General features: G+C 56.2%; 15 protein-coding genes. 11 read left to right on the top strand and 4 right to left on the bottom strand.

What is annotated here, in order from left to right:
- Positions 1 to 33 precede the first annotated feature (33 nt).
- Positions 34 to 798, top strand: coding sequence for an SDR family NAD(P)-dependent oxidoreductase (locus ACN1CO_RS04970; RefSeq protein ID WP_419138071.1), 765 nt, complete (start codon positions 34 to 36; stop codon positions 796 to 798).
- A 92-nt stretch (positions 799 to 890) separates the two neighbouring features.
- Here the strand turns inward: ACN1CO_RS04970 and ACN1CO_RS04965 are convergent, their stop codons facing one another.
- The gene (locus ACN1CO_RS04965) at positions 891 to 1,163 is read right to left on the bottom strand and encodes a hypothetical protein (protein WP_419138982.1); all 273 of its coding nucleotides are present in this window, start codon (positions 1,161 to 1,163) and stop codon (positions 891 to 893) included.
- 380 nt (positions 1,164 to 1,543) lie between these two features.
- Here ACN1CO_RS04965 and ACN1CO_RS04960 point away from each other — a divergent pair, with 380 nt between their 5' ends.
- Genes ACN1CO_RS04960 through ACN1CO_RS04950 form a run of 3 tightly spaced genes read left to right on the top strand, consistent with a single transcriptional unit; the run spans position 1,544 to position 3,393 of the window.
- Complete coding sequence (locus ACN1CO_RS04960; protein ID WP_419138070.1) at positions 1,544 to 1,702, top strand: hypothetical protein; 159 nt, start codon at positions 1,544 to 1,546, stop codon at positions 1,700 to 1,702.
- 3 nt (positions 1,703 to 1,705) lie between these two features.
- Positions 1,706 to 2,248, top strand: coding sequence for a TetR/AcrR family transcriptional regulator (locus tag ACN1CO_RS04955; RefSeq protein ID WP_419138069.1), 543 nt, complete (start codon positions 1,706 to 1,708; stop codon positions 2,246 to 2,248).
- Entirely contained in the window at positions 2,245 to 3,393 is a 1,149-nt protein-coding gene (locus ACN1CO_RS04950; RefSeq protein ID WP_419138068.1) for an MFS transporter, read from the top strand. Before ACN1CO_RS04955 ends, ACN1CO_RS04950 begins: the two co-directional genes overlap by 4 nt.
- Before the next feature lie 154 nt (positions 3,394 to 3,547).
- Here ACN1CO_RS04950 and ACN1CO_RS04945 read toward each other — a convergent pair whose 3' ends face one another.
- A complete protein-coding gene (locus tag ACN1CO_RS04945; RefSeq protein WP_090961461.1) occupies positions 3,548 to 3,781 on the bottom strand; it encodes a hypothetical protein in 234 nt (77 codons plus the stop codon).
- Between the two features lie 296 nt (positions 3,782 to 4,077).
- Here ACN1CO_RS04945 and ACN1CO_RS04940 point away from each other — a divergent pair, with 296 nt between their 5' ends.
- The 3 genes from ACN1CO_RS04940 to ACN1CO_RS04930 all read left to right on the top strand — a co-directional run bounded on the left by ACN1CO_RS04940 (position 4,078) and on the right by ACN1CO_RS04930 (position 6,371).
- Positions 4,078 to 4,599, top strand: coding sequence for an N-acetyltransferase family protein (locus ACN1CO_RS04940; protein ID WP_419138067.1), 522 nt, complete (start codon positions 4,078 to 4,080; stop codon positions 4,597 to 4,599).
- A 100-nt stretch (positions 4,600 to 4,699) separates the two neighbouring features.
- On the top strand, positions 4,700 to 5,911 hold the full coding sequence (locus ACN1CO_RS04935) for a diguanylate phosphodiesterase (RefSeq protein WP_419138066.1): 1,212 nt from the start codon (positions 4,700 to 4,702) through the stop codon (positions 5,909 to 5,911).
- A gap of 226 nt (positions 5,912 to 6,137) precedes the next feature.
- Positions 6,138 to 6,371: a DUF4060 family protein gene (locus tag ACN1CO_RS04930; protein ID WP_003850264.1), complete on the top strand. Its 234-nt coding sequence runs from the start codon at positions 6,138 to 6,140 to the stop codon at positions 6,369 to 6,371.
- A gap of 46 nt (positions 6,372 to 6,417) precedes the next feature.
- Here the strand turns inward: ACN1CO_RS04930 and anmK are convergent, their stop codons facing one another.
- On the bottom strand, positions 6,418 to 7,539 hold the full coding sequence (gene anmK / locus ACN1CO_RS04925) for an anhydro-N-acetylmuramic acid kinase (RefSeq protein WP_419138981.1): 1,122 nt from the start codon (positions 7,537 to 7,539) through the stop codon (positions 6,418 to 6,420).
- Between the two features lie 282 nt (positions 7,540 to 7,821).
- Here anmK and slyB point away from each other — a divergent pair, with 282 nt between their 5' ends.
- Positions 7,822 to 8,289, top strand: a complete 468-nt coding sequence (gene slyB, locus ACN1CO_RS04920; RefSeq protein ID WP_419138065.1) for an outer membrane lipoprotein SlyB — start codon at positions 7,822 to 7,824, stop codon at positions 8,287 to 8,289.
- Positions 8,290 to 8,329: 40 nt separating this feature from the next.
- On the opposite strand, the gene slyA is transcribed toward slyB, so the two are convergent.
- Positions 8,330 to 8,767 (bottom strand): transcriptional regulator SlyA, encoded by a 438-nt coding sequence (gene slyA / locus ACN1CO_RS04915; RefSeq protein ID WP_419138064.1) that lies wholly within the window; start codon positions 8,765 to 8,767, stop codon positions 8,330 to 8,332.
- 150 nt (positions 8,768 to 8,917) lie between these two features.
- Here slyA and ACN1CO_RS04910 point away from each other — a divergent pair, with 150 nt between their 5' ends.
- From ACN1CO_RS04910 to ACN1CO_RS04900, 3 genes are read left to right on the top strand one after another with little or no spacing between them, the layout of a single operon-like run.
- Positions 8,918 to 9,154, top strand: a complete 237-nt coding sequence (locus ACN1CO_RS04910) for a DUF1656 domain-containing protein (RefSeq protein WP_010245554.1) — start codon at positions 8,918 to 8,920, stop codon at positions 9,152 to 9,154.
- A gap of 5 nt (positions 9,155 to 9,159) precedes the next feature.
- On the top strand, positions 9,160 to 10,017 hold the full coding sequence (locus ACN1CO_RS04905) for an efflux RND transporter periplasmic adaptor subunit (protein WP_419138063.1): 858 nt from the start codon (positions 9,160 to 9,162) through the stop codon (positions 10,015 to 10,017).
- Complete coding sequence (locus ACN1CO_RS04900; RefSeq protein WP_419138062.1) at positions 10,014 to 12,014, top strand: FUSC family protein; 2,001 nt, start codon at positions 10,014 to 10,016, stop codon at positions 12,012 to 12,014. Before ACN1CO_RS04905 ends, ACN1CO_RS04900 begins: the two co-directional genes overlap by 4 nt.

The raw sequence follows: 12,014 nt of genomic DNA, 5'->3' as shown, positions 1-12,014 counted from the left end.
AACAGTGAGAATTGATGCTGATAAGGAGGCATAATGTCCAGATTTACGCAGAAAGTTGTGGTTGTGACAGGCGCCGGGTCCGGCATTGGCGAAGCCAGCGCAAAGCGCTTCGCTGAAGAAGGGGCATCAGTGGTCCTGGTGGGACGTACCGCGCAGAAACTGGAAGAGACGCTGGCCGGAATGACGCCGGGCGATCACCTGGTGGCCCCGTGCGACGTTTCAGAAGCCGAACAGGTTAAACAGTTGTCAGAAACCGTGCTGAAGAAGTATGGTCGGGTTGACGTGCTGGTGAATAACGCGGGCGTCATCGTACAGGGCCGCGTCCATGAAGTCGGACTCGACGCATGGAAAACCCTGATGAAAACCGATCTTGATGGCGTTTTCCACGGCGTACACTATTTCATGCCTGCTCTGTTAAAGAGCAAAGGCAATGTGGTCAACATCTCTTCCGTTTCCGGCTTAGGCGGCGACTGGGGCATGAGCATCTACAACGCTGCCAAAGGGGCGATCACCAACTTCACCCGCGCGCTGGCGATGGACTACGGCGCCGATGGCGTGCGGGTTAATGCAGTCTGTCCGGGCTTTACGCTCACCGATCTGACCGAAGATGCCAGTCAGGATCAGGAACTGATGGAACGCTTTTACGATCGCATTCCGCTGCGCCGTGCCGGTGAAGCGGATGATATCGCCCGTGCCATTCTGTTTATTGCCAGCGACGAAGCCAGTTATATTACCGGCGTCAATCTGCCGGTCGATGGCGGAATTACCGCCTCTAATGGCCAGCCTAAACAGGCATAATTATCAGGGCAGCGTCTTTACGCTGCCTTTTTTATTCTGAACGCCCTGCCCTGTTAATTCTCTTTTTTATACAGCCATATTTTGCCAGCGAATTAATGTCTTGGTGTATGACGGGTTGGCGTTGCCGCACGCGTGGGTTTAATTGCCGTGGTGCTGGTCGGGCAAATAAACGTGCTCAGACAGGCATTACAGAGTATGGCATTAGCGTGATGGACTTTCGCCACCGCCAGCGCCTGCTGTCGGGTATATAGCGAACCAATAAAAACGCGTTTGTCGTTCTTTGACAGATTAACGCAACCTTCTTTGTGTAAAATCCATCCACCCATGGGACGCGGGCACAGATAATAGTAGCTGGCTTTGAGCATGGTAGTCATCCTGGTAGTTGCTGTATGTATCGTAAAAAACGAACCAAAATTCGTAAGAGGTTTTTTTTGTAATCTGAAGCGTTATTAAACTAACTGAGAATTTACCCTAAAACCACTTTATTGCGTAACTCAAACTGACTTTGAGAATATGCCCTTTTTCGCCGCTGACATCGCTTCAGGCATTCGCCCCCCTGAAACATCTCCACTCGTTTTGCAGCTCCGCTTGTATTTGCGATGCTAATGCATCAATAAAGCAGCTAAAATTAAAATAATCCATTTAAAACAATAAACTATATACCATGATGGCGAGCAGATGCTGCAAGTACCCTCCGTTATGATTAGAGTCACAACTAACAAAGTTAACCCCCATCGGGGTAAGTATGAGTATTGATAAACTGAAACTGAAAAAGAGTGAAAGCGGCTTGCCGCGCGCCTTTAAGCGAAGCGCCAGAGTACGTGGCGTCAGGGATTTATCAATACCGCTGGCTGTAAAGAATAGAACTGGGCTTGAAAAAGTAAAACGATCGGTTTACTTTTGAGTCATGAAAAAGAGAAACGATATCATTCAGGCTGCCGAGCGGCTCTTCTACACACAGGGCTTCCACGCCACCAGCACCGATCAACTCTGTCGCGAAGCGGGTGTCTCTACGCGTACGCTTTATCATCACTTCGCCTCACGTGAAGCACTGACGTCTGCCGTAATGAATGCTCGCGAGCAGCGATTTATGGCTGACCTGCTGCCACCGCAGCAGCCAGAAGCGATAGCGCAGCTGTTTGTGGTGCTGGGCGACTGGACAAAGGCGAACGGTGCCCATGGCTGCTTCTTCCTGAAAGCCTGGGGGGAATATGCTGAGCGCGACAGCGAGCTGGCCGCTCAGGCACTGGCCTTCCGGGCCACAATGCGCCACTACATCACGGAGTGTGTGACCCATCTGCACGGCGCTGAAGATCGGCCTCTGAGTGATGCCATCTGGATACTCTTCGAAGGCGCAATTACCACGGCGCTGCTGACCGGTCCCGCCGCAGCCCGGCAGGCGGCTCAGGTCGCCCGTCAGCTACTGCGTCAAAACGGCGCGAACGGATGAGATCGTCTGCAGCGCTGGCACTCACCGGCTTTAGTCTGATCGCCGCGACTTACGGCATGGCCCGCTTTTCATGGGGATTGATGTTGCCCGCAATCGCGTCAGATATCCCGTTCAGTCCACAGCAGGCGGGGTTGCTGTCGGCATGCAGCTTTGCGGCTTACTGCTTCACTATTCTCACGTCAGCAGCGCTGACTGACCGCTATGGCGCGCGCGTAACCGCGCTGCTGGCCTCACTGAGTGCAACGGCAGGTCTGCTTCTGCTTGCCAGTGCCTCTTCGGCATTGATGCTGGCGGCCGGACTGTTTATCGCCGGAATGAGTTCCGGTCTGGCTTCACCCGCACTGGCCGCGGCGGTGAGTCACCGGATTCCTGCAGCACGTCAGCCGCGCACAAATACGCTGATCAATGCAGGGACCAGCGCGGGCATTATGCTGACGGTGGTCATTCTGAGCCTGTTGCCTGGCGGCTGGCGCGCCGCCTGCCTGCTGTTTGCCCTGCTATCACTGGTCTGTGTGCTGCCCGTCATGCGCGTGTTAAAAGGCCATGCTGCTGAACGCGCCTCCAGAGTGCGTCACTGGCACCAGCGATTGTATCGTCGCTCTATGCGCCAGCTGATGGGGATCGCGCTGACGGCGGGCCTGATCAGTGCAGCCTGGTGGAGCTTTGGTTCGGCGCTTCTGCGTCAGCATGTCGGTGTTGATGCAGAGACGGCACGCTTACTCTGGCTGATTGCCGGGAGTGCAGGCATTGCGGGTGCGGCAACCGGCCTGGTCGCTGCCCGTATCGGGCTGAATGGGGTTTACCGGCTGTCACTGTGCGGGATGGCATTGCCACTGCTGGTGCTGGCCTTCAGTCATGGTGACTCTATCGGCTTAGGTATCGCGGTTGCCTGCTGCGGCGCAGGTTACGTCACGCTGTCGGGTGTGCTGCTGGTATGGGGCGCTTGCGCCACCGCAGAAGACCCAGCGACCGGCGTCGGCATCCTGTTTTTTATGCTGGCGGCAGGTCAGGTTTTGGGGTCGCTGCTGTTTGGTCAGCTTTACGCCTGCTGGGGTGCCACTACGGCCTTAACGCTCTTTGCGATCGCGGCCCTGCTGTTGCTGTTTGTTGCACCCGCACAGAACAGCGGAGAGGCAGGTAAATAAGCAGGCATGGACGAAGGGGATAAAATAGCGGGTGCAGCGCAATAAATAGTCTCTGATATGCCATGCCAGACAGTCAGGAAATAATTGCCTGGCTAATCAGGATTAATAATGTCATCCGGCAGATTATCTACGATTTAAGAATTATCAATGCGAATCAGATCGCGCGGATATTTTTAATGCGGGGATTAACTTTCTGCTGAAGCAAATCTTCTTCGGGACCCAGATAATAAGGCACAGCGCATTGCTTACCATCTTTGGTAAAAATAATCTGGTTGTCGTGCAGGAATAATGCCGTGAAATGGCCCAGTACCACACCATTTAATTCAAAGCAGTGATTTCTTGCTGCACGCAGCCCCTGCTTACTATTCAAAAAATCAACAAATCGCATCACGCTGCGCCTCCAGATAATTAATCACCCCAATCAGAATCGCAGAGATAATAGCCTTAACCCCGGCACGAATCACCCGGCTGAGGCTGTTTTCAGAATAGGCTTAACCGCCATTCAGTAGTGGCACTAAAGCGGCGTGTTTATTTTATCCACGTTCTGCCAGGAATATTCCTGGAAAACTGGGCGGACATGAAATGATGGCGCCGCGAAATATTTATATTGCGCCCTTTCACCGCCCGCTATACCGTTGTTTTTTCACCAGGTGCAGATTTTCAGGTCAAAAACCGGAGCAGGTTATGGAAATTTTTGAAGCAGATGAACGCCACATCGCGGCGATTCAGCAGATCTACGCCTGGCACGTCCTTAACGGCACCGGCTCCTTTGAGACCGTGCCGCCCGACGCCGCAGAGATTGGCGAGCGGATGCGAAAGATTCAGCAGGCGGGCCTGCCGTGGTTCATCGCCGTCAGCGACGGGGAAGTGCGGGGATTTTGCTATCTGGCCCCCTATCGTCCTCGCCACGCCTACCGGCATACGCTGGAAGACTCTATTTATATCGATCCCGGATTTCAGAAGCGCGGTGCCGGTTCACGTCTGTTAGAGCATGCCATCCAGTGGGCGGAGCAGAAAGGCTTCCGCCAGCTGATCGCTAACGTCGGCGACAGCGAGAACCAGGGTTCGATTGCGGTGCATCGCGCCGCGGGCTTTGAAATGACCGGTATCCTGCGCTCGGTGGGGTTTAAACAGGGTCGCTGGCTTGATACCGTTTTTATGCAGCGTTCTCTGGGAACGGGCGATACTGCGCTGCCGTTAGACTAAAATAAAGTGAGTGTAAGAAAGACGTACTGGCCCTCGTTCTCCCCAGGAGAAGCTTCTGGTAAGGTGCCGTAACAAAAAATAAAAAATTCCGGAAACCTTTATGTTGTCGACAATCATCTATCGCAGCCACATTACTGAACATGTGCCGCTTGAGATGCTGAATGATTTGGCGCGGAAAGCGAATAAAACCAACAAATCCTCCAGCATCACCGGAATTTTATTGTTCAATGGCACGCATTTTTTCCAGCTGCTGGAAGGCCCGGAAGCAGCGGTAAAGTCGGTCTACAGCCGGATTTGTCAGGATCCGCGCCACCATAATCTGGTCGAACTGCTGCGCGATTACGCCCCGGCGCGACGTTTTGGTCACGTCGGGATGGAGCTGTTCGACCTGCGACTGCATGATAAAGAGACAGTGCTGGAGGCGGTGCTGGCAAAGTGCACGACGAAATATCAGCTGACCTATGCCGATCGCGCCCTGCAGTTCCTGCGCACTTTTGTCGAAGCACGCGAAAAAGAGAACTATTTCGAGATCCCTGCCGCCAGCGGCTGGACGTTTATCCGTAATGAGTCAGAACAGCGCGAAGGCAACGCGGCGCTGGTGGCAACGGATGAGGTCAGATTTGCGTTTCAGCCCATCGTCGATCCCTTCGCCTGCGAAATCGTCTCGCTGGAGGCGCTGTTGCGCGGGCCGCAGGGTGAGCCGCCGCTCGAATACTTTGCCCGGCTATCACGTGAGCAGCTCTATCAGATCGATCTGTCATCAAAACGAATCGCCTTCGCCCAGGCGAAGCAGTTGGGGATTGAGGGGATGACCCTGTCGATCAATCTGCTACCGATGACGCTGGTGGAAGTGCCGGACGCCGTTCCGTTTTTGCTGGATGAGATTGCTGCGCAGGGGCTGGTGCCGGAGCAGATCATGGTCGAGTTCACTGAAAATGAAATTATCTCGCAGCCTGAGGCCTTTGAAGCCGCCATCAGGCAGCTTAAGGCCGCTGGCATCAGCCTGGCGCTGGATGATTTCGGTGCCGGTTTTGCCGGGCTGTCGCTGCTGACCCGCATTCAGCCCGACAAGATTAAGATCGACCGCGCCATTATCTCTGATGTGCATAAAAGTGGACCGAAGCAGGCGATCATTCATGCCATTCTGAAATGCTGCGCCTCGCTGGAGATCGGCGTTATCGCTGAAGGCATTGAACAGCCCGAAGAGTGGATGTGGCTGGAAGCGGCAGGCGTGACCCAGTTCCAGGGCTTCCTGTTCTCCAGACCTGAACTGAATGGCATTGCGGCCGTCGCCTGGCCAGAGCTGGTTTAACCGCTGCGATTTGGATGAATTTGCAATTCCCCGCCTTGCTGGATCCCCCGGCTGCTGCTAAATAATTAACAGCGCCGGGGGATCATCTTTCTGTCATCTTCCCGCGTCACAGTCAGTCATAACAAAATCAGTGATTAAATGTTTAGCAGTCAGATGTTCAGTGTTTAGGCCAGCGCTACGCGCCATGCAGGCGACGTGACTCCAGGGACAGCATTTGAGGAACTGAATGAAGCAAATCATCCGCGGTGATAAAGAACCCTCCCATATCCTGGCAGCGACCCGTGCGCTTGAAGCGCACTACTCCCGCTACGGAGAAGGTAATAAGTACCATCCCATTATCTATTCCATCGCCTACCGCAGCCGTTTTTATCAGGTTGAGGTGATTACCCGACGTGAAACTATGGTGGCCACGGTGATAACCGGGGTTCGCAACCTGACGCATCTCTCTGGTGCCGCCTGACGGCAGCCTGTTCGCCTGCGGGGGCAGACTGCCCCCGCCTCCCCGCTTAACGCCGGTAGAGTGAATTAGCCGGATAGATTGCGCCAATCACGCTTTGCTCCCGTGCGCCCGTCACCGCAGGCAGATTGCCTGGCAGGCCCGAGAGCGTGCGGAATGCCAGCCAGGCAAACGCCAGCCCTTCCATGTCGTCGCCACTGATACCCGCTGCATCGGTGGTGGTGACTTCTGTGCCGGGAAGATGCGCCGCCAGACGCGCCATCAGCTGCGGATTACGACTCCCGCCGCCACATACCAGCAGACGGTCGCAGCCATCATTGAGTAACACCTGCTGCGTGATAGTGACGGCGGTCAGCTCGACCAGCGTGGCCTGCACATCCTGCGGTGCCAGACCCGGGAAGTAGCGCAGATGCTGTTCCAGCCAGCCCAGGTTAAAGTGTTCACGCCCGGTGCTTTTCGGCGGCGGCAATGCAAACCACGGTTCCTGCAACAGCGCCTCCAGCAGCGCCTGAATGACCGTCCCGCTGCGCGCCCACTGCGCATCTTTGTCATAGGGCAGTCCCTGATTACGCCAGATCCAGGCATCGAGCAGCATATTGCCCGGGCCGGTATCGAAGCCGCGCACCGGCTGACCCGGGATCAGCACGGAGAGATTGGCGATACCGCCAATATTCAGCACCATGCGGCGTTCAGTAGCATCCATCAGCAGCGCCTGATGAAACGCGGGCACCAGCGGCGCGCCCTGCCCGCCCAGCGCCATATCACGGCGGCGGAAATCGCCCACCACGGTGACGCCGGTTGCCGCCACAATCTGGTTGTTATCACCAATCTGCAGCGTATTCGGTGCGTCACCCTGCGGCTCATGCCAGACGGTCTGACCATGACAGCCAATCGCCGTGATATCGCTGGCCTCCAGCGACTCGCGCTTCATCAATGTCACCACGGCCTCAGCAAATAGCTGGCCGAGGCGGGTATCGAGCTGGCCGAGCTGTGACAGCGTCAGAGATTGTCCCTGACAAATCCCCAGAATCGCCTGACGCAGTTCTGGTGGCATCGGATGGCAGTAGCTCGCCTGCTGCGCTACCATATTCTGATCAATGGCGGCCAGCACCACGTCTACCCCATCCAGGCTGGTGCCTGACATTACCCCGATATAGCGTCCTGATTTCATAGCCATTCCTTACTTCCGGCGGGAAGTGCGATTCATCTGCGGTTAGCCTGACAAATAATGATCGCTAATTCTATGATTAAATTGTTTTTATCCAATCGTGCTCACCGATAACGCAACGGGACTATTTTTAATCCACGATTGAATTATTGTTGATCCTGCATAGTCTATGCTTCGTCCAACCGTGTTTTATTCGGACAGGGATTAATTTGCCAGGTTTGTGTCTTATACTGAGTGCAGGATACAGCGGTAAACGTGGCGCCTTCTCGACTAAAGGAGTTTCAAATGATTAAGCGTGTAATTGTGGTCGCTCTGGCCGGTGCTATGCTGGCAGGTTGTAGCAATACCAGTACGCTGTCGGGTGATACCTACAGTGCCAGTGAAGCGAAGCAGGTGCAGAATGTATCGTATGGTACCCTCGTCTCTGTGCGTCCGGTGCAAATCCAGGGCGGCGATGAGAGCAACGTCATCGGTGCAATCGGTGGTGCGGTGCTGGGTGGCTTCCTGGGTAACACCATTGGTGGCGGCACCGGACGTAGCCTGGCGACAGCCGGTGGTGCGGTTCTGGGTGGCGTAGCAGGCCAGGGCGTACAGGGCGCAGTCAATAAAACGGATGGCGTTGAGCTGGAAATCCGCAAGGATGATGGCAATACCATCATGGTAGTTCAGAAGCAGGCTGCCTCGCGTTACTCTGTTGGCCAGCGTGTCGCGATGGCGTCAAACGGCAGCCAGGTGACGGTTTCACCTCGCTAATGCTGTAAAACAAAAAACCGACGCCCTGGCGTCGGTTTTTTTATTTCTCTTTGTTCTGAAGTTCGAGAATGTTTTTCTCAAGCCGGGCAATCAGCGTCACCATCTGACTGATCTCTTCCCGACTGATGCCGGACAGGATATCGTCCCGCGTCTCATCAATCACACTCTCAACCTGTTCGATAATCGGCTCCGCCTGCTGCGTCAGCTTGATGCGCTTGGCACGACGATCGTTAGCGCAGGTCGTACGGGTAATGAGTCCTTTCTCTTCCAGCTGATCCAGGGTGCGTACCAGCGAGGGCTGTTCAATACCAATCGCCTTGGCTAACTGAATCTGCGACTGTTCGGGCGGCAGTTGATGAATATTGTGCAATGTCACCCAGTGAGTCTGCGTCAGCTCAAGCGGCTTGAGCCGCTGATCAATCAACGCGCGCCAGATGCGCACCAGACGAGATAAATCCGTTCCGAGGGGCGTATCCATTTCAGCTCCTTATAATTAGCTTGCTAGCTATCAAGCCAGATTTTACACTATTCTGCGAGTTTACAGGACAAATTACAAATCCCCGACCAGGGCATGATAACGGGGCAGCGCTTCCCCTCTGCCGTTTGGGTTAACGAAGGATGTTATCACGTGCTCACTCCTGCTTTTTCAGGTGCGAATCCGCTGACCGATCTGGTCGTGGGCGCCTCACTGTTTTTCCCGCCGATATTCAAAGCGGTGATCCTTGGCTTCTTTTTCTGGCTGCTGATCCACCCACTGGTGCGCGGCTGGATCTACTCTGGCGATGTCTGGCATCCCACCCTGTTTGATCTCTCCCTGTTTGTGCTGTGCGTTACCGCTGCACTCTGGCTCATCGGTCACGGATAATCGATATGAAATTTAACGCGGTAAAATACTTCTCAACGCTGATTGTCTTTGCCCTGGCGCTGCTGGCCGGTGGCTGGCTGTGGAACTACTACATGCAGTCGCCCTGGACCCGTGACGGGAAAGTGCGGGCAGAGCTGGTGGACATCACGCCTCAGGTCTCGGGCCGGATTACGCAACTGAAGGTCAAAGACAATCAGTTTGTGCACAAGGGCGAGCTGCTGCTCACCCTGGACACGGTGCCGTGGCAGATCGCGCTCGACAACGCTGCCGCTCAACTCAGCAAAGCGCAGGCGGATCTGGCGAAAGCGCAGCACGAATTTAACCGACGCAGCAGTTTGCCGCGCAACATCATCTCCGCCGAGGATCTCGATGCGGCACGCTTAAGCGCCGGAGCGGCAGCCGCCAGCACCAAAGCCGCGCAGGCGGAGTGGGAACGGGCGCGCTGGAATCTGCAACAGACCACGCTGACCGCACCGACTGATGGCTGGATCACCAATCTCACACTGCGTCCCGGCAACTATGCCACCGCCGGTTCGCCCCTGTTTGCGCTGGTCGACAGCCACTCTTACTACGTCATGGGCTATTTCGAAGAAACCAAGCTGCGCCATATTCGTCCAGGCGCCGCGGCCCAGGTGGTACTCTACAGCAATGGCATGCGGCTGCAGGGCCAGGTGGACAGTATTGGCCGCGCTATCTATGACCAGAGCATTGAGACCGACAGCGGCCTGGTGCCCGATATCAAACCCAACGTGCCCTGGGTGCGGCTGGCGCAGCGGGTGCCGGTGCGCATTCGTCTCGATTCGCTTCCGGCCGATGCCGATCTGGTGGCCGGCACCAGCTGCACCATCACCATCCAGCCATGAATTTTCAGTGGCTGGCCTGGGATCAACTGCCCTGGATTAAGGCAAGCGCCGGTCAGTGGCGCTATGCGTTGCGGAATGCTATCGCCATGTGTCTGGCGCTGAGCATCGCCTATGGGCTGGATCTCGATGAGCCTTACTGGGCAATGACCTCGGCTGCGGTGATCAGCTTTCCAACCGTTGGCGGCGCGATCAGTAAAAGTCTTGGCCGCATCGTCGGCAGCCTGCTGGGGGCCAGCGCCGCGCTGCTGATCGCCGGGCATACCCTGAATGAGCCATGGCTATTTACCTTTGCGATTGCCGGGTGGCTGGCGCTCTGCACCGGCATTTCAAATCACTATCAGAACAACGTCGCCTATGCGTTTTCGCTGGCGGGCTACACCGCCGCCATCATCGCCTTCAGTAGCGTTAATATCACCGATATCACCACACTGTGGACCATCGCCCAGGCACGCGTCTGCGAAGTGATCTCCGGCATTCTCTGCGCCGGTCTGATGATGATGGTGCTGCCGAGCACCTCCGACGGCGAGACGCTGATCACCTCACTGAAGCAGATGCATGCCCGCCTGCTGGAGCATGCGGTGTTACTGCTGCAGCCCTCGGCCAGCGATACTATTCGTGTCGCGCATGAAAACGTCATCAGCCAGATCCTGACCATGAATCTGTTGCGGATTCAGGCATTCTGGAGCCACTACCGCTTTCGGCGACAGAACAACGTCCTGAACTATGTGCTGCACCAGCAGCTGCGACTCACCAGCGTGCTCTCCAGCCTGCGCCGCATGTTGCTGAACTGGCCCGACGCGCCAGAGGCGCTGTTTGAGGCACTGCAGCTCCTGCTGGCTGAGCTGGCGAAACCGGCGTGCGATAAATATCGTCTGGCGCAAATCCTGCGCAGCGTGACGCCTGCGGCAGATGGCGACTACCGGCAGCGTGCCTTTTGTCAGCGACTGCGCTACTTCTGCTGGATGTACCTCAACGTGCTGCGCTGGATCCGGCTGCTGGATCGCGCCGATGCCGATACCCGTTTTCAGCCGCCGCCGGTTCCGGCGCTGGCGCGCGACAGTGACAGTGCCGAAGCGGGCTGGAGCGCCCTGCGCACCTTTTGTGTGATCGTGCTGGGCTGCGCCTTCTGGATCAACACACAATGGTCTTCCGGGGCTTCCGCGCTGACCTTAACCGCCATTGCCTGCGTGCTTTACGCCTCTGTGCCCTCACCCGGCGGCAGCGTCACGCTGCTGCTGAAAACGCTGCTGTGGCTGTTTGCGTTTAGCTTTGTGATGAAATTTGGCCTGATGGTGCAGATCAGTCAGCTGTGGCAGTTTTTACTGTTTCTGTTTCCGCTGCTGGTCACGCTGCAACTCTTCAAGCTGCAGCAGAAACAGCGCGCCGGGATGTGGGGGCAGTTTATCGTCTTTATGGGATCGTTTATTGCGGTGACCAATCCGCCCACCTGGGATTATCAGGACTTCTTTAACGATAACATCGCCAAAGTCTGCGGCGTGCTGCTCGCCTGGCTGGCGTTTCAGATTCTGCGGCCCAGTTCCGATGCGCGGCGCAGCCGTCGCCATATCCGGGCGCTGCGGCTGGCGTTTCTCGACCAGCTGCGGCAACGACCCCGGCTCAGCGAGAGCCGCTTTGAATCGCAGATTTATCACCGTATCAGTCAGCTCAGTCACAGCCGGGATGAGCAGGCGCGCGTCTGGCTACTCCGCTGGGGCGTAGTGCTGCTCAACTGCTCGCATATTGTCTGGCAGCTGCGTGAATGGCGCGCCGGTTCGGCGGCGCTGATGACGTTTCGCGATAGCAGCCTGCAAAATTTACAGCAGATTATCAGCAGCCGCGGCGTGCGCCACAGCTCGCTGGATCAGATGCTGACGAAACTGGAGGCGACCATCGCCGCACTGCTGGCGCTGGAAAACAACGAGGCCAGCGAACTGGCGGGGATTATCTGGCGATTACGCTGTTCGCTGGCACAGCTTAAGCAGGCGGTGCCAGAGTGA

The sequence above is a fragment of the Pantoea sp. R13S299 genome (assembly GCF_048515925.1).
Classification (GTDB): Bacteria; Pseudomonadota; Gammaproteobacteria; order Enterobacterales; family Enterobacteriaceae; genus Pantoea.
The sequence above is the reverse complement of the archived record's forward strand: the minus strand, read 5'-3'. Positions and strand labels throughout refer to the sequence as shown.